Raw genomic sequence first — 16,922 nt, forward strand, 5'->3', positions numbered from 1 at the left:
GCCTTACTCAATATTCTGCACTTGTTCGCGCATCTGCTCGATCAACACCTTGAGGTTGACCGCAGCCTGGGTGCTGCGCGGGTCGAAGGCTTTGGAGCCCAGTGTGTTGGCTTCGCGGTTGAGCTCCTGCATCAGGAAATCCAGGCGCCGCCCGGCAGCGCCACCGGACTTGAGTACCCGGCGAACTTCAATGATGTGAGTGCTCAGGCGATCCAGTTCTTCGGCGACGTCGCTCTTTTGCGCGAGCATGACCATTTCCTGCTCCAGGCGCTGCGGGTCCATCTCGGCCTTCATGTCGGCGAAACGGTCGAGGACCTTCTGACGCTGGGTGGCGAGCATCTGCGGGACCAATTCGCGCAAGGTCACCACGTCTTCTTCAATGGAGGTCAGGCGCTCGTTGATCAACCGCGCCAGCTCCGCGCCTTCGCGCTCGCGGCCGGACTTGAGTTCCTTCAGTCCCTGGTTGAACAGCGCCAGTGCTTCGGCGTTCAGCGCTTGCGGGTCGGTGGCATCGCCTACCAGCACGCCGGGCCAGGCGAGGACTTCGAGGGGGTTCAGCGCTGCCGGATTTTTGATCAGGCTGGCGATCGTCTCGGCGGCGGCGACCAATTGCGCGGCGCGCGCCTGGTCGACTTGCAGCGGTTTGCCCGTGTTTTCTTCGGTGAAGCGCAGGGTGCATTCCAGCTTGCCTCGGGATACGCCCTGGCGCAGGGCTTCGCGCACGGCACCTTCAAGGTCGCGAAAAGACTCGGGCAGACGCAAGTGGGGTTCCAGGTACCGGCTGTTGACCGAGCGCAGTTCCCAGCTCAGGGTGCCCTGAACGCCGGCTTTCTCGACGCGGGCGAAGGCGGTCATGCTGTGCACCATGGCGGTACCTCGCAATGCAGATCGGCCGGAACAGCGATTCCGGTCATCCGATATCAATGAATTTAAGCCGACTGGCAGCAAAGGCGCAGGATTGTAGCGCAGTGGTACGTATGCGCCCAAACACAGGCTGTCACAAACGGCTGCAAAGCTTCGGCGACGGGCTGTTCAGAGCCTTCGGTCGTCGGAGGATTTTTTTAGAAGTGCCCAGCGGTGGCCGTCGGCTCTATAATGCTCCGCAGTTTTCCGTCCCCGTACAGGTATCCCTTATGAAACGTCCAAGTGGTCGCGCTGCCGATCAGCTCCGCTCGATCCGCATTACCCGCAACTACACCAAACACGCCGAGGGATCTGTACTGGTCGAGTTCGGTGATACCAAAGTCATCTGCACCGTCAGCGTCGAGAATGGCGTGCCGCGTTTTCTCAAAGGTCAGGGCCAGGGCTGGCTGACGGCCGAATACGGCATGCTGCCGCGCGCCACCGGTGAGCGTAACCAGCGTGAAGCAAGCCGCGGCAAGCAAGGCGGTCGCACTCTGGAGATCCAGCGCCTGATCGGCCGTTCCCTGCGCGCTTCGCTGGACATGTCCAAGCTGGGCGACGTTACCCTGTACGTCGACTGCGACGTGATCCAGGCTGACGGCGGCACCCGTACCGCATCCATCACTGGTGCCATGGTTGCGCTGGTCGATGCCTTGAAAGTGATCAAGAAGCGCGGCGGCCTCAAGGGCGGCGACCCGCTCAAGCAAATGATCGGTGCCGTTTCGGTGGGCATGTATCAGGGCGAGCCAGTGCTGGACCTCGATTACCTGGAAGACTCCGCTGCCGAGACCGACCTGAACGTGGTGATGACCAGTACCGGTGGTTTCATCGAAGTCCAGGGTACTGCCGAAGGCGCACCGTTCCAGCCTGAAGAGCTGAACGCCATGCTGGAACTGGCGAAGAAAGGCATGAACGAGATCTTCGATCTGCAAAAGGCTGCACTGGCTGACTAACCGGAATGGTCCAGGCAAGGAGGACGCCATGAGTGACGAACAGCAGCTGCTTCCCACCCCGAGCAAAGAGGTTCGGCAGTGGGCGATGTTTTGTCACCTGTCCGCCTTGCTGGGGATCTGGATTCCATTCGGTACCTTGATCGGCCCATTGATTCTCTGGCAGATGAAGCGTGAGATGGACCCGTTTGTCGATGCGCAGGGCAAGGAAGCTCTGAACTTTCAGCTCACTGTCGCCATAGCTTCTGCCATTTGTTTTTTGCTGATGGTGGTGATCGTCGGATTCTTCCTGTTTGGTCTGATCGCGATTGGTGCGTTGGTACTGACCATTATTGCTGGAGTGAAAGCCAATGAAGGGGTGCCTTATCGGTATCCGTTCACCTGGCGGCTGATCAAATAAGCAATCCGTGCCCTGTCGGCATGAGTTTGTTGGCCAGAAAAGACGACATTACTCGCTTATCTTTTTCGATTTAAAACAAATGCCCCGATTTCGGGGCATTTGCTCTTCTAAAACAGTTGAGTGTTTCAAGTTGTGTGAAGCGCTTGTCACTGCAAAATTCAGGCGCTGCAGAAATTTTCTCATACACATATATACAATCGTCTTACACGTTTAGTCACAACTGCAACGCTTTAACACGGCCTATATGCTTGGCAATGAGACTTGGTGGTTGATAAGGTTGCGCCAAGTAATATTTATCTAGAAATATTTCGATATATTCAAACCATTGACGGTCCTTGAATCTCAATTAATCAGTGTTGAGTGATCAACCTGTTCAAGAGGCGAGTCCAGGTAAAAAGTTCGCCCCTGAATATATATCAATGAATTATTCCAATGCTTCAGCTTGATTTTTACGGAACACTTGTGGCTGCCTCCCTGGTGCTGTTACTGGGACGAGGGCTTGTCACGCGTGTCGGCTTTTTACGTACTTACAATATCCCTGAGCCTGTAGCAGGAGGACTGCTGGTTGCTCTGGCTCTCCTGGCCCTGCGAGGCCTGGACATTGAAGTTCGATTTGATACTTCACTGCAGACACCTTTGATGTTGGCGTTTTTTGCCACCATTGGCTTGAGTGCAGATTTCGCCAGCTTGAAGAAAGGCGGGCGCATAGTGGGGATTTTTCTACTGGCGGTCATCGGGCTTCTGGTGGTCCAGAATGCCATGGGCATCGGTCTCGCAACGGCGTTGGGGCTCGATCCCTTGATGGGCCTGCTGACAGGCTCCGTTACGTTGGCGGGTGGGCACGGTACAGGCGCGGCGTGGAGCGCGACGTTCAGCGAGAAGTATGGCCTGGCCTCTGCTTCCGAGCTGGCGATGGCTTCTGCAACCTTTGGCCTGGTCCTGGGCGGATTGATTGGTGGGCCGGTCGCTCGCCTGCTCATCAACCGTGTTCAGGTGCCCGGCCTTGAGCAAGCAAAGCCAGGGATGCCCAGGGGCTTTGAGCAACCGAACAAAGAGCGCTCGATCACGCCATTTTCGTTCATCGAGACGCTCGCGCTGATTGCGGTCAGCTTGCTGGCAGGTTCTCTCCTGAATGGTCTGTTGAAGGACACCGCCTTTGAGCTGCCGACGTTCGTTTGCGTCTTGTTCGTGGGTGTGGTTTTGCGCAACAGTCTTTCCGCACTTGGCTTGTATCAGGTGTTTGAACGTGAAGTTTCAGTGCTGGGTAATGTCAGCTTGTCGCTGTTTCTGGCGATTGCGCTAATGTCACTCAAACTTTGGGACCTGGCTGCACTGGCGTTGCCTATCTTCATTATCCTGGCTGCGCAAACCCTGGTCATGGCACTATTCGCGATGTTTGTGACTTTCAGGGTCATGGGCAGCAACTACGATGCGGCAGTGCTGGCGGCAGGACACTGCGGTTTCGGGCTGGGTGCCACGCCAACGGCGATCGCTAACATGCAAGCGGTGACTCAGCGTTATGGGCCTTCGCAGATAGCATTTCTGGTGGTGCCGATGGTGGGGGCATTCTTCATCGACATCATTAATGTGATCGTGATCAAGTTGTACCTTGCGTTGCCGATCTTCGCCGCTGCCTGAAGATCCGAACACTGCTGATGATCCAAAAAAAATGCCCGTATCTTGCGATACGGGCATTTTTCATTCGATGCAACGCTTAGATGGTCAGCGTCCAGTCGTAGTCCACGATCAGCGGCGCGTGTTGCGAGAACCGCGGCTGGCGTGGCAAGCGTGCGCTGCGTACGAAGCGACGCAGACCCGGGGTCAGCAGTTGATAGTCGAAACGCCAACCGAGGTTGAGCATTTCGGCTTGTTCGTTATCCGGCCACCAGCTGTACTGATCGCCTTCACGGCTGACTTCGCGCAGGGCGTCGACATAGCCCATGTTGCCGACAATCTCGTCCATCCAGGCACGTTCAGGTGCCAGGAAGCCCGGGGATTGCTGGCTGTCGCGCCAGTTCTTGATATCCAGCTTCTGTTGCGCCACGTACAGCGAGCCACAGTAAATGTACTCGCGACGTTTGCGTCGCTGTTTATCCAGGTAACGGGCGAAGTCGTCCATTAGCTTGAACTTCTGGTTCAAGTCTTCATCGCCGTTCTGCCCCGAAGGGAGCAGCAAGGTCGCGATGCTGACCTTGTCGAAATCGGCTTGCAGGTAGCGCCCGTAGCGGTCGGCCGTCTCGAAACCGAGACCGCTGATGACAGCCTTCGGTTGCAGCCGCGAATACAAAGCCACGCCACCTTGGGCGGGGACTTCGGCATCGCAGGCATAAAGGAAGTATCCATCCAGTTGGAAGGCTGGATCGTCCAGTTCAAAGGCGGAGGCGCGGGTGTCCTGCAGGCAGATGACGTCGGCATTCTGTGCTTGCAGCCAACTGAGCAAACCACGCTCGACTGCAGCCTGAATACCATTGACGTTCACACTGATGATCCGCATAAATGGCCCCAAAAATCGCGTGCGTGTATGATACACGGCGTCAAGCTAATTAGCTAAATCCGTGGTATTTGGGGTTTTTCCATGCAAGCGTATCAGCGCGATTTCATTCGTTTTGCCATCGATCGCGGCGTTTTGCGCTTCGGTGAGTTCACCCTGAAGTCCGGACGTACCAGTCCTTACTTCTTCAATGCGGGCCTGTTCAATACAGGTTCGGCCCTGGCGCAGCTGGGGCGTTTCTATGCCGCAGCCATTGCCGAAAGCGGTATTTCCTTCGATGTGCTGTTCGGGCCAGCCTACAAAGGCATCCCGTTGGCGGCGACCACCGCCGTGGCATTGGCCGAGCATCACAACCGTGACCTGCCCTGGTGTTTCAACCGCAAGGAAGCCAAGGCTCACGGCGAAGGCGGCAGCCTGGTTGGCGCACCATTGACCGGCAACGTGCTGATCATTGACGACGTGATCACCGCTGGCACCGCCATTCGCGAGGTGATGCAAATCATCGCGTCCCAGGACGGCGCCAAGGCCGCTGGCGTGCTGATCGCCCTGAACCGTCAGGAGCGTGGCAACGGCGAGCTGTCGGCGATTCAGGAAGTGGAGCGTGATTTCGGTATCCCGGTGATCAGCATCGTTTCGCTGAACCAGGTGCTGGAATTCCTGGCGGACGATCCGCAGCTCAAGCAGCACTTGCCGGCTGTAGAAGCGTACCGCGCTCAGTTCGGCGTCTAAGCGCAATCCCATGTGTGAGCGAGCCCGCTCGCGATGGACATCAGAGCACTGCTTTTCGTCAGGTACCCCGCGTTATCGTTGACGATTTTCGCGAGCAGGCTCGCTCCTACAAGGATCGCAGGCAAAAAAGACCCCGCGCAGCCAGGCTGAGCGGGGTCTTTTTTTTTGCGTCATCAGTGCAGCCTCCGCCATTTTCCTGTCAGTTTCAGTGACAGTCCCCAGTTGAACAGCGCAAAAACCAGCAGTGCCATGACGACCAGCACGTAAAGCGTGCGGTCCACATCGAAATTCCACAGATCCAGCCTGCTGCTACGCATGATTCCAACGGCGGCCGGCAGGTTGATATAAAACAGTGCTGTAAAGGCGCATGCCAGGGGCAGAGCGCAACCGAAAAGAACACCAGAAATCATCTCTCGACTACGCTTCCTGGCCAGTGGACCTGGTTGCTTTTCATCCAGCCGCAACGCCTCATGCAGCTTGGGCCATGCCAGGTTGAACATGAAGGTGGTCAGGGTCAGCAGTAAGCCGCTGACCGCGACTACGTCACTGAACGGCATTCAGGCCCAGTGTCTGGCACAACAGCGCGTGGGAATCCTCACTGATTTCGAACTGACCTGCACTGCCTTTGCGTTTGATGATGGGTTTGAAGGTCGGCTCGTTCTGTGTGATCAACATATTCAGTTCATCGCGGATGACATCCGAACTGATCACGACCAAATACACCGTCTGAGCATGCTCCGCAGACTCGATCACGGCTCGCATGCTGTGTTGCAGAATCTCGTCCAGTTGATTCCGAAAGCGTGACACAGTGTTTTTCAGCAGCGTTTTGCTTTGGCTCTGGGTCAGCTGGAAAATCGTCGATATCTGCGATTCCGTCGGCAGTGTCTGCCCGAAGTAACTTTGAATCAGGTACAGCAAACGGTCCTGTTTGGCTTCATCGGCCCGGCTTGGCATGCCGCCTTCAACCAACATTTTCAAGTATTCGGTCAGACTTGCCTTGGCGATACGCTGTAAGGCGTGAGCAATTTCCGTGTCTGAAATCTTCAGGGTTTTTTTGACCGGTTCCTTCTGCTCTTGCTCGAAAGCCTGGGCATCGATCGTGAACGAGATCTGCATGGCTCAGTGCCTCCGTGGCTACTTTTTACTGACAGGGCTGGATGTCTCGGCCTGATTGATATCGACGGTTTTTTCGGTTTTTTGCGGGTAGGGATCAATGACCGCGTCACCCTGGCCGGTGAGAACTTTCCAGCCATTTTGCGTGTGCGTCGATTTCTTATATTGAGGGCAAGGAGGAATCGAGGTTTTTGCCTGATTCGAATACTGATGTCCGCAGTCCACACACTCAAAAGTGCCGGATGAAACATCGCTACCGTAAGGAACGTAGTTTTTTTGCATGAGGTAGTTCTCCTGTGGATACAGGGAAGATCCTATGCGGACAAATGCTGGTGGGATGTCGGACGTTTCGCTAATTCGGGTAGGGCATTTCTTGTGCGCATAAAAAAGATCGCAGATCTCATCAGATCCTACGGAATATTCATACATCCGTAGGTACCGATGAAGGCTGCGATCTATCGGTATTCGTGAATCAGTGACGCTTGCGATTGCTGATCAAGGTACCCACACCGGTATCGGTGAAGATTTCCAGCAGGATCGCATTCGGCACGCGACCGTCGATGATCAGCGAGCTGCCCACACCGCCTTGAACCGCTTCCAGCGCGCAACGGATCTTCGGCAACATGCCGCCGTAGATGGTGCCATCGGCGATCAGATCGTCGACCTGCTGAGTGCTCAGACCGGTCAGGACCTTGCCCGACTTGTCCATCAGGCCGGCAATGTTGGTCAGCAGCATCAGCTTCTCGGCTTTCAGCGCTTCGGCAACTTTACCGGCCACCAGGTCAGCGTTGATGTTGTACGACTCGCCGTTCTCACCGACGCCGATGGGCGCGATCACCGGGATGAAATTGCCTTTGACCAGCAGGTTCAGCAGTTCGGTGTTGATCCCGACCACTTCGCCCACCTGACCGATATCGATGATTTCCGGTTGGGTCATCTCCGGCGTCTGGCGAGTGACGGTGAGCTTTTTCGCGCGAATCAGCCCGGCGTCTTTACCGGTCAGGCCGATGGCGCTGCCGCCGTGGCGGTTGATCAGGTTGACGATGTCCTTGTTGACCTGGCCACCGAGGACCATTTCCACGACGTCCATGGTCGCAGCGTCGGTGACGCGCATGCCATCGACGAAATGGCTTTCGATCGACAGGCGCTTGAGCAAATCACCGATTTGCGGACCGCCGCCATGAACGACCACCGGGTTGATGCCCACGGCTTTCATCAGCACGATGTCGCGGGCGAAGCCGGTTTTCAGCTCCTCGCTTTCCATCGCGTTGCCGCCGTATTTGATCACCAGCGTCTTGCCGACATAACGGCGAATGTAAGGCAGTGCTTCGGACAGGACCTTGGCGGTGTTGGCGGCGGCTTCGCGTTCGAGGGTCATTCAGGGCTCCGGTGCTTCAATAAATCAAAACGGTAGTTGGAGATCAGGTGCAACACGCTTCAGTTGAACGTGGAATACGTCCTTGATGCGCTGCAATTCAGCCTCGTCATCGGCCTCGAAACGCAGCACCAGCACCGGTGTGGTGTTGGACGCGCGAACCAGGCCCCAGCCTTTGGCATAGTCGACTCGCACGCCGTCAATGGTGGTCAGGTCAGCGCCTGCGCCCCACTGCGCGTCGTGCAGTGCATCAATGATGCTGAATTTGCTCTCTTCGGTCACATGGATATTGATTTCCGGCGTAGAAATATCATTCGGGAAGGTCGCGAACAGCTCTTCGGCCGATGATTTTTCCTTGCTGAGGATCTCCAGCAGCCGCGCGGCGCTGTAAATGCCGTCGTCGAAACCGAACCAGCGCTCCTTGAAGAAGATGTGCCCGCTCATTTCGCCGGCCAGCAGGGCGCCGGATTGTTTCATTTTCTTCTTGATCAGCGAGTGACCGGTCTTCCACATCAGCGGACGGCCACCGTATTCCTTGATCAGCGGGATCAGGCGACGGGTGCATTTGACGTCGAAGATGATTTCCGCGTCCGGGTTGCGCGCCACCACGTCGCGGGCGAACAGCATCAGCAGGCGGTCCGGATAGACGATGCTGCCGGTGTTGGTCACCACGCCGACACGGTCACCGTCACCGTCGAAGGCCAGGCCGATGTCAGCGTTGGTTTCCTTGACCTTGGCGATCAGGTCGACGAGGTTTTCAGGCTTGCCCGGATCCGGATGGTGGTTCGGGAAGTTGCCGTCGACTTCGCAGAACAACGGAATGACTTCGCAATTCAGCGCTTCGATCAGCTGCGGAGCGATCACACCGGCGGCGCCATTGCCGCAGTCCACGACCACTTTCAGGCGGCGGGCCAGTTTGATGTCCTGGACGATTTCGGTGGTGTAACGATCGAGGATCTCGACCCGGGTGATGCTGCCTTGGCCGCTGCTCAGGTTGTTGGTCTTGAGGCGTTCATGCAGTGCCTGGATCTGTTCGTTGGCCAAGGTATCGCCAGCAATGACGATTTTGAAGCCGTTGTAGTTCGATGGGTTGTGGCTGCCGGTCAGCATGACCCCGGATTTGCCGGCCAAAATGTTGGCGGCGTAGTACAGCGCTGGCGTTGGCACCAGGCCGACGTCGCTGACGTGGCAGCCGCTTTCAGCCAGGCCCTGAATCAGTTTTTCCACCAGCTCCGGGCCGGACAGGCGACCATCACGGCCAACGGATACATTGGGTTCGCCCTGCGCGAGGCTTTGTGCACCGATGGCGCGACCGAGCCAGTAGGCCGTTTCTGCGTTCAGAAATTCCGGGACGGTGCCGCGAATGTCATAGGCGCGGAAAATACTGTCTGGGAATTTGGGGGCAATTTTGGCCGGGGTGCTCATCTGGGGGAAACTCCATCTCGAATGTGGCTGGACCTGCCTGCGAGTGACTCGGCAGACTCAAACTGAAGGGTATGACGGCGTTTTCCACAGAGAGTTCGTGGTGCGAAAAGGCCATCCTGGCGAAATCAGCGACTAATTGGTTGGCTAATGCCTTGATTTTGGGCGGCCACCCTTCCCGTTGAGGCCGCTCAAAATGTATGGCGAGGATGCGTGTTCCCTCGCCTCGGGGACAGCCTATGAGATCAGTGGCTGCCTGAGTGACCGAAGCCACCCGTGCCACGTTGGGTTTCGACGAACTCTTCGACCATCTCGAAATGTGCCTGCACCACCGGTACCAGCACCAGTTGCGCCAGGCGTTCGCCCACGGCCATGGTGAAGTCGGTCTGGCCACGGTTCCAGCACGAAACCATCAGCGGACCCTGGTAATCAGAGTCGATCAGCCCCACCAGGTTGCCCAGCACGATACCGTGCTTATGGCCCAGGCCGGAGCGCGGCAGGATCAGTGCGGCGAGGTTCGGGTCGCCGATGTAGACCGACAGGCCGGTAGGGATCAGCACGGTTTCACCCGGCTTGATCACGATGTCCTGCTCCAGCATGGCGCGCAGGTCGAGGCCGGCGGATCCCGGTGTGGCGTATTGCGGCAACGGGAATTCGGTACCGATGCGGGGGTCGAGGATCTTGGCTTGCAAAGCGTGCATGTAAATTAAACCTGGTTCAGACGTTCGGCGATAAAAGTGATCAGCTGGCGAGCAATCTTGCTCTTGCTGGTCTGGGCGAAAAGTGTGGCGTGAAGCTCGCGGTCGATCACGCTGCAGGCGTTTTCTTCGCTGTTGAAGCCAATGCTCGGGTTGGCGACGTCGTTGGCAACGATCAAATCGAGGTTCTTGTCCTTCAACTTGCGGGCAGCGTAGTCGAGCAGGTGTTCGGTTTCAGCGGCGAAACCGACACTGAACGGACGGTCGGGGCGTGTCGCGATGCTGGCCAGGATGTCCGGGTTACGCACCATTTGCAGCAACAAGCCGTCGCCGTTCGTAGGATCTTTCTTGAGTTTTTGTGGGGCGACTACTTCAGGGCGGTAATCCGCGACCGCCGCAGAGGCGATGAACAGGTCGCAGGGAATCGCGGCTTCGCAGGCGGCCAGCATGTCGCGGGCACTGACGACATCGATGCGTGTGACACGGTCCGGGGTCGGCAGATGCACGGGGCCGGTGATCAGCGTCACCCGAGCGCCGGCTTCAACAGCCGCTTCAGCCAGGGCGAAACCCATTTTTCCGGAGCTGTGATTGGTGATGTAGCGCACCGGGTCGATGTTTTCCTGGGTCGGGCCGGCGGTGATCAGCACGTGCTTGCCGGTCAGCGCCTGGCGCTGGAAGCAGTCGGCGGCGCACTGGGCCAGATCGGTGGCTTCGAGCATTCGGCCCAGACCGACGTCGCCGCAGGCCTGGCTGCCAGACGCCGGGCCAAAGACTTTCAAGTCGCGACTTTCGAGGGTTTGCAGGTTGGCCTGGGTTGCCGGATCGCGCCACATGGCCTGGTTCATCGCCGGGGCGACAGCGACGACTGCGTCGGTAGCCAGCACCAGGGTGGTCAGCAAATCATCGGCAATGCCTTGGGCCAGGCGGGCGATCAAGTCTGCGGTAGCGGGCGCGATCAGTACCAGATCGGCCCATTTCGCCAGCTCGATGTGGCCCATGGCGGCTTCGGCTGCCGGGTCCAGCAGATCCAGATGGACCGGATGCCCGGACAGGGCCTGCATGGTCAGCGGGGTGATGAACTCGGCGCCGCCACGGGTCATGACCACGCGCACTTCAGCACCCTGATCCATCAGGCGGCGAACCAGGTCGGCGCTCTTATAGGCAGCAATGCCGCCGCCGACGCCCAGAACAATGCGTTTCCGATACAGCCGCTGCATAGGCCTGCCTTTCAATTCGTTGATGACTGCTGGGCGATACCCCCTCCCCAGGAGTGAAATCGCCCGCAAAAAAGATGGGCTACGATATCACAGCGACCGCTATGGAACAGCGGCGCCCACAGACAGGGAGGTGCTATGAGTATTCGCAATTGGCCGGCGGCGGAACGGCCGCGGGAGAGATTACTGACGCTGGGAGCGGCGAGTCTTTCAGACGCCGAGTTGCTGGCGATTTTTTTACGAACTGGCGTATCCGGCAAAAGCGCGGTGGATCTGGCGCGGCATCTGCTGAGCCAGTTTGGCAGCTTGCGTGCATTGCTCGAGGCCGATCTGGTCACGTTCAGCCTGCATTTGGGACTTGGGCCCGCGAAATTCGCTCAGTTGCAGGCAGCGCAGGAAATGAGCAGGCGCCATTTGGCCGAGCGTGCGCGGCAAAAACCGGCACTGGAAAGCCCGCACGCCGTTCGCGAATATCTGAAATCGATGTTGCGCCACGAGCCGCATGAGGTGTTCGGCTGCCTGTTTCTGGATTCCAAACATCAGGTGCTGAGTTTCGAAGCGCTGTTTCGCGGTTCCATCGACAATACCAGTGTGCATCCGCGGGAGGTGGTCAAGCGTGCGCTGGCAAACAACGCCGCGGCGTTGATCCTCTGTCACAACCACCCGTCGGGCAACAGCGACCCCAGTCAGGCTGACCGGGTGCTGACCAGGCGCCTGCAAAAGGCGCTGGAGTTGATCGATGTACGAGTGCTTGATCACTTCATCATCGGTGATGGCGATCCACTGTCCATGGCCGAGTACGGTTGGATGTAAATGAGTGCGTAACACTGTAGGAGCGAGCTTGCTCGCGATGAACCCGTGAACGCCGCGGGGTGTCAGGTTGCCCGCTTTATCCTTGACGATCATCGCGAGCAAGCTTGCTCCTACAATTTGACCTTCGAAAAGTCCTGACGCCCAAACGGGCTGACCGAATAACCCTCAACCTCTTTGCGCGTCAGTGCGAACGCGGTCGGGTGGGCCAGCGGCAGCCAGAGTGCCTGTTGCTGGATCTGCGTCTGGGCCTGTTCATAGAGTTTGCTGCGTACACCTTGCTCGCCGGTGGTTTTGCCGGCACTGATCAGCTTGTCCAGATCCGCATTGCAATAGCGGGAGAAATTGGTGCCGGACTTCACCGCAGCGCAGGAAAACTGAGGTGTGAGGAAGTTGTCCGGGTCGCCGTTGTCGCCAGCCCAACCCATGAACAGCAGGTCGTGCTCACCGGCCTTGGCGCGGCGGATCAGTTCGCCCCATTCGATCACGCGGATCTCGGCCTGAATGCCGATTTCCGCGAGGTCAGATTGCAGCAGCTGAGCGCCGAGGCTCGGGTTCGGGTTCAGCAGGCTGCCGGTAGGGCGGGTCCAGATGGTGGTCTGGAAACCGTCCTTGAGCCCGGCCTTGGCCATCAATGCCTTGGCTTTCTCGACGTCATGCGGGTAGCCCGGCAGGTTTTTCGCGTAGCTCCAGGTATTGGGTGGGTACGGGCCGTTGGCTGCTTCGGCGGTGTCCTCGAACACGGCTTTGACGTAGTTGGCCTTGTCGAACGCAAGGTTGATCGCCTGGCGTACTTCCGGCTTGTCCAGCGGTGGATGTTGGCTGTTGATGCCGACGAATGCGGTCATGAACGCGTCAGTCTTTTCCACCTTCAGGGTCGGCTCTTTCAGCGCGGCCTGCACGTCCAGAGGTTTGGGCGACAGGGCGATCTGGCACTCATTGCGTCGCAGCTTCTGCAAGCGCACGTTGGCGTCCGGGGTAATGGCGAAGATCAACGGGTCCACTGACGGCTTGCCGCCAAAGTAGTCCGGGTTGGCTTTGTAGCGAACCGAAGAATCCTTCTGGAAGCGTGTGAAAACGAACGGGCCGGTGCCGATTGGCTGGCTGTTGAGCTTGTCTGTGGTGCCGGCCTTCAACAATTTGTCGGCGTATTCGGCCGAGTAAATCGAGGCGAAACCCATGCTCAGGGTCGCGAGGAATGTCGAGTCCGGATGGTCCAGGGTGAAGCGCACGGTCAGCGGATCGAGGGCATCGATCTTCTTGATCAGTGCTGGCAATTGCATCGATTGCGCATGAGGAAAGCCACTCTGGGCAACCTGGTGCCACGGGTTGGCCGGGTCGAGCATGCGGTCGAAGCTGAATTTCACGTCTTCGGCGGTCAGCTCGCGGGTCGGGCTGAAATACTCGGTGCGGTGGAATTTCACCTGTGGGTGCAGCTTGAAGACGTAGATCAGGCCATCGGGGCTGACTTCCCAGCTGTCCGCCAGGCTGGCGACCACTTTGCCGCTGGCGGTATCGAAGTCCACCAGCCGGTTCATCAGTACGTCGGCCGAGGCATTGGTGGTGGTCAGCGAGTTGTATTGCACCACGTCGAACCCTTCCGGGCTGGCCTCGGTGCAGACGCTCAGGGCGGCGGCGAAGGCCTGTGGGCTCAGCAAAAACGGGGCGAGCAACAACGGTAGGGCAGCGAGGCGCATGGTCGGATTCCTTTACAGATCGAAGGCCCATCTGCAAGTGCAGTCTGGAAAAGGCTTACCCTAGTGGGCTCGATTGCAAATGACTATCCCCTTTTTGATTTTGAGGGGACCATAGGCGATTGATTTTGGTGGGCATCGGGCGCCAAACGGCAAGATGGGTGGGTTGGGCGGATTCTCTGCGACGAGCGGTCAAAATCGACGACAGCCTTTATCCAAGGCGGCTGGCGCCGGAAAAATGGGGTTTTTATCAACTCATCGCACACCGAATGTTGTTGCTCTCCAGTCTTTCTGGTATAAAGCAGCGCTCTTTTCTAGGGGCCCGGTTCCTTCGTTTGTAGGTGTAGCCGGTAAGACCCCTAAAGAAACGCGGCGCCTGGCGCCAAATGACTGAGAGATTAAGCGGCCAACCCATGCCGGGTTGGGCATGTGGTTTTAGAGGGCTGAGGCATGTCTAGAGTCTGTCAAGTTACCGGTAAGGGTCCGGTGACTGGGAATAACATTTCCCACGCAAACAACAAAACCCGTCGTCGTTTCCTGCCGAACCTGCAGCATCACCGCTTCTGGGTTGAAGAAGAGAAACGTTTCGTGCGTCTGCGCGTATCTGCCAAAGGCATGCGTATCATCGACAAGCGTGGCATCACTGCCGTGCTGGCCGAAATCCGCAAAGCCGGCAAGATCTAAGGGAGCTAATCATGCGTGAATTGATTCGTTTGATTTCGAGCGCCGGTACTGGTCACTTCTACACTACCGACAAGAACAAGCGTACTACTCCGGACAAAATCGAGATCAAGAAATTTGATCCGGTTGTTCGCAAGCACGTGATCTACAAAGAAGGCAAAATCAAGTAATTGATTTTCTCCTCTTACGAAAAAGGCCCGTATCGCGAGATACGGGCCTTTTTTGTTGCCTGAGTTTTGTGGTGCTTGTCAGGGCCTTCGTACGGAGCAAGTCCGCTTCCACAGGTTCTGCGAATGACGCAGATCTCTGTGGGAGCGTGGCTTGCCCGCGATAAGGCCGGTCCAGACTATGGACGTCTTCAGGCCTTCTGTTCAAACGCCACATAAATCTTGCGGCACGGCTCCAGCACTTCCCACGTGCCCCGGAACCCGGCCGGGATCACGAAGCGATCACCCGCGCGCACGGTTTTGCTGTTGCCATCGTTATCGCGCAGCACGGAAACGCCCTGAATGATTTCGCAGTATTCATGCTCGGTGAAGTTCACCAGCCACTGGCCGACGGCACCTTCCCACACGCCAGCATTCAATTGACCGCAAGGGCTGTTGTAGTGGTTGTAGACCGTTTGCTCGGGGTCGCCCTTGAGCACTCTGGCCGGGTCTGGTCGATAGCGCTCGGGCTCGGTGGTGGCCTGGCCAAAGTCGACGATGTTCTGGATGCTCATTGTTGTATTCCCCAGTCATTGTTGGTATTGCCAAAGTCTATGTTTATTAAAATGAACATCGCAAGGCCGTTTGCCGGTGTTATGTCAAATATATTGAAACTTCACCTGCCGCTGGTTTAGGGTGGCGGTTGCCTTGGGCCGAAAGCAGGCTGGCCGGGCAGAATTCCTGACAGCGCCCGCGAAGATCGCGGGTGTCGTATTCAATAAGAGGAGGACACTCGCATGACCACCCTGACTCGTGCCGATTGGGAGCAGCGGGCTCGCGATCTGAAGATCGAAGGCCGCGCCTACATCAATGGCGAATACACCGATGCCGTCTCCGGCGAGACCTTCGAGTGCATCAGCCCGGTCGATGGCCGTCTGCTGGGCAAGATTGCCAGCTGTGATGCCGCCGATGCCCAGCGCGCTGTTGAAAACGCCCGTGCCACCTTCAATTCCGGTGTCTGGTCGCGCCTGGCGCCGACCAAACGCAAAGCCACCATGATCCGTTTTGCCGGCCTGCTGAAACAGCACGCCGAAGAGCTGGCCTTGCTTGAAACCCTGGACATGGGCAAGCCGATCAGCGACTCCCTGTACATCGACGTTCCCGGCGCGGCGCAAGCCCTCAGCTGGAGCGGCGAAGCCATCGACAAGATCTACGACGAAGTCGCGGCAACCCCGCACGATCAACTGGGCCTGGTGACTCGCGAGCCTGTCGGTGTTGTCGGCGCCATCGTGCCGTGGAACTTCCCGCTGATGATGGCGTGCTGGAAACTCGGCCCGGCGCTGTCCACCGGTAACTCGGTGATCCTCAAACCGTCGGAAAAATCGCCGCTGACCGCCATCCGCATCGCTGCTTTGGCCGTCGAAGCCGGGATTCCGAAAGGCGTGCTCAACGTCCTGCCGGGTTACGGTCATACCGTCGGCAAGGCCCTGGCCCTGCATAACGACGTAGATACTCTGGTGTTCACCGGTTCGACCAAGATCGCCAAGCAACTGCTGATCTACTCCGGCGAATCGAACATGAAGCGCGTCTGGCTTGAAGCCGGCGGCAAAAGCCCGAACATCGTGTTCGCCGACGCGCCAAACCTGCAGGAGGCAGCTGAAGCCGCTGCGGGTGCTATCGCCTTCAACCAGGGCGAAGTCTGCACCGCTGGTTCGCGCCTGCTGGTGGAGCGTTCGATCAAGGACAAATTCCTGCCACTGGTGATCGAAGCCCTGAAAACCTGGAAGCCGGGCAATCCGCTGGATCCGGCGACCAACGTCGGTGCACTGGTGGATACCCAGCAGATGAACACCGTGCTGTCCTACATCGAGTCCGGTCACACCGACGGCGCCAAACTGGTGGCCGGTGGTAAACGTATCCTCCAGGAAACCGGTGGTACCTACGTTGAGCCGACGATTTTCGACGGCGTGAGCAACGCGATGAAAATCGCCCAGGAAGAAATCTTCGGCCCGGTACTGTCGGTCATCACCTTCGACAGCGCCGAAGAAGCCGTCGCGATCGCCAACGACACTCCGTACGGTCTGGCCGCTGCAGTATGGACTTCCGACATTTCCAAGGCGCACCTGACCGCCCGTGCACTGCGTGCCGGTAGTGTGTGGGTCAACCAGTACGATGGCGGCGACATGACCGCACCGTTCGGTGGCTTCAAGCAGTCCGGCAACGGTCGCGACAAGTCGCTGCACGCGTTCGACAAGTACACCGAGCTGAAGGCGACCTGGATCAAGTTGTAAGTCGT

18 protein-coding genes and 1 pseudogene are annotated in these 16,922 nt (G+C 57.9%); 8 read left to right on the forward strand and 11 right to left on the reverse strand.

Annotated elements, in window-relative coordinates:
• Positions 1 to 3 precede the first annotated feature (3 nt).
• Complete coding sequence (locus ACVWYU_RS01475; RefSeq protein WP_090326638.1) at positions 4 to 867, reverse strand: YicC/YloC family endoribonuclease; 864 nt, start codon at positions 865 to 867, stop codon at positions 4 to 6.
• A gap of 266 nt (positions 868 to 1,133) precedes the next feature.
• Between ACVWYU_RS01475 and rph the strand changes: the two genes are divergently transcribed.
• The 3 genes from rph (at position 1,134) to gltS (ending at position 3,891) form a co-directional block, all read left to right on the forward strand.
• Positions 1,134 to 1,856: a ribonuclease PH gene (rph, locus tag ACVWYU_RS01480; RefSeq protein ID WP_090326635.1), complete on the forward strand. Its 723-nt coding sequence runs from the start codon at positions 1,134 to 1,136 to the stop codon at positions 1,854 to 1,856.
• Between the two features lie 28 nt (positions 1,857 to 1,884).
• Positions 1,885 to 2,253, forward strand: coding sequence for a DUF4870 domain-containing protein (locus ACVWYU_RS01485; protein WP_090326632.1), 369 nt, complete (start codon positions 1,885 to 1,887; stop codon positions 2,251 to 2,253).
• Between the two features lie 432 nt (positions 2,254 to 2,685).
• Positions 2,686 to 3,891, forward strand: a complete 1,206-nt coding sequence (gene gltS / locus ACVWYU_RS01490; RefSeq protein WP_457371762.1) for a sodium/glutamate symporter — start codon at positions 2,686 to 2,688, stop codon at positions 3,889 to 3,891.
• 76 nt (positions 3,892 to 3,967) lie between these two features.
• Here gltS and ACVWYU_RS01495 read toward each other — a convergent pair whose 3' ends face one another.
• Positions 3,968 to 4,747 carry an exodeoxyribonuclease III gene (locus tag ACVWYU_RS01495; protein ID WP_003176915.1) on the reverse strand — a complete coding sequence of 260 codons (780 nt, stop codon included), beginning with the start codon at positions 4,745 to 4,747 and terminating at the stop codon, positions 3,968 to 3,970.
• An 81-nt stretch (positions 4,748 to 4,828) separates the two neighbouring features.
• On the opposite strand from ACVWYU_RS01495, the gene pyrE reads away from it, so the two are divergent.
• On the forward strand, positions 4,829 to 5,473 hold the full coding sequence (gene pyrE / locus ACVWYU_RS01500; protein WP_090326626.1) for an orotate phosphoribosyltransferase: 645 nt from the start codon (positions 4,829 to 4,831) through the stop codon (positions 5,471 to 5,473).
• 173 nt (positions 5,474 to 5,646) lie between these two features.
• Here pyrE and ACVWYU_RS01505 read toward each other — a convergent pair whose 3' ends face one another.
• From ACVWYU_RS01505 to coaBC, 7 genes and pseudogenes are all read right to left on the reverse strand, one after another.
• Positions 5,647 to 6,030, reverse strand: coding sequence for a hypothetical protein (locus ACVWYU_RS01505; RefSeq protein WP_390957749.1), 384 nt, complete (start codon positions 6,028 to 6,030; stop codon positions 5,647 to 5,649).
• A complete protein-coding gene (locus ACVWYU_RS01510; RefSeq protein WP_457371763.1) occupies positions 6,017 to 6,589 on the reverse strand; it encodes a hypothetical protein in 573 nt (190 codons plus the stop codon). The genes ACVWYU_RS01505 and ACVWYU_RS01510 overlap by 14 nt, the downstream gene beginning before the upstream one ends.
• Positions 6,590 to 6,607: 18 nt before the next feature.
• Positions 6,608 to 6,868 carry a hypothetical protein gene (locus tag ACVWYU_RS01515; RefSeq protein ID WP_457371764.1) on the reverse strand — a complete coding sequence of 87 codons (261 nt, stop codon included), beginning with the start codon at positions 6,866 to 6,868 and terminating at the stop codon, positions 6,608 to 6,610.
• A 190-nt stretch (positions 6,869 to 7,058) separates the two neighbouring features.
• Complete coding sequence (gene argB / locus ACVWYU_RS01520; RefSeq protein ID WP_047535093.1) at positions 7,059 to 7,964, reverse strand: acetylglutamate kinase; 906 nt, start codon at positions 7,962 to 7,964, stop codon at positions 7,059 to 7,061.
• 24 nt (positions 7,965 to 7,988) lie between these two features.
• Positions 7,989 to 9,392: pseudogene (locus ACVWYU_RS01525) on the reverse strand (phosphomannomutase/phosphoglucomutase); the annotation flags it as partial.
• Between the two features lie 236 nt (positions 9,393 to 9,628).
• Entirely contained in the window at positions 9,629 to 10,084 is a 456-nt protein-coding gene (gene dut / locus ACVWYU_RS01530) for a dUTP diphosphatase (RefSeq protein ID WP_047535088.1), read from the reverse strand.
• A 5-nt stretch (positions 10,085 to 10,089) separates the two neighbouring features.
• Entirely contained in the window at positions 10,090 to 11,298 is a 1,209-nt protein-coding gene (gene coaBC / locus ACVWYU_RS01535; protein WP_090326620.1) for a bifunctional phosphopantothenoylcysteine decarboxylase/phosphopantothenate--cysteine ligase CoaBC, read from the reverse strand.
• Positions 11,299 to 11,433: 135 nt separating this feature from the next.
• Here coaBC and radC point away from each other — a divergent pair, with 135 nt between their 5' ends.
• Positions 11,434 to 12,108, forward strand: coding sequence for a RadC family protein (gene radC / locus ACVWYU_RS01540; RefSeq protein ID WP_247255282.1), 675 nt, complete (start codon positions 11,434 to 11,436; stop codon positions 12,106 to 12,108).
• Between the two features lie 110 nt (positions 12,109 to 12,218).
• Here the strand turns inward: radC and ACVWYU_RS01545 are convergent, their stop codons facing one another.
• Positions 12,219 to 13,802, reverse strand: coding sequence for an ABC transporter substrate-binding protein (locus ACVWYU_RS01545; RefSeq protein ID WP_457371765.1), 1,584 nt, complete (start codon positions 13,800 to 13,802; stop codon positions 12,219 to 12,221).
• 447 nt (positions 13,803 to 14,249) lie between these two features.
• On the opposite strand from ACVWYU_RS01545, the gene rpmB reads away from it, so the two are divergent.
• Positions 14,250 to 14,483, forward strand: a complete 234-nt coding sequence (gene rpmB, locus ACVWYU_RS01550) for a 50S ribosomal protein L28 (RefSeq protein ID WP_034147715.1) — start codon at positions 14,250 to 14,252, stop codon at positions 14,481 to 14,483.
• An 11-nt stretch (positions 14,484 to 14,494) separates the two neighbouring features.
• Entirely contained in the window at positions 14,495 to 14,650 is a 156-nt protein-coding gene (gene rpmG, locus ACVWYU_RS01555) for a 50S ribosomal protein L33 (RefSeq protein ID WP_007894709.1), read from the forward strand.
• A gap of 188 nt (positions 14,651 to 14,838) precedes the next feature.
• Here the strand turns inward: rpmG and ACVWYU_RS01560 are convergent, their stop codons facing one another.
• Positions 14,839 to 15,201: a cupin domain-containing protein gene (locus ACVWYU_RS01560; RefSeq protein ID WP_247255284.1), complete on the reverse strand. Its 363-nt coding sequence runs from the start codon at positions 15,199 to 15,201 to the stop codon at positions 14,839 to 14,841.
• A 222-nt stretch (positions 15,202 to 15,423) separates the two neighbouring features.
• Between ACVWYU_RS01560 and ACVWYU_RS01565 the strand changes: the two genes are divergently transcribed.
• On the forward strand, positions 15,424 to 16,917 hold the full coding sequence (locus ACVWYU_RS01565) for an aldehyde dehydrogenase (protein WP_090326607.1): 1,494 nt from the start codon (positions 15,424 to 15,426) through the stop codon (positions 16,915 to 16,917).
• Positions 16,918 to 16,922: the final 5 nt, after the last annotated feature.

The sequence above is a fragment of the Pseudomonas sp. TE12234 genome (assembly GCF_054061835.1).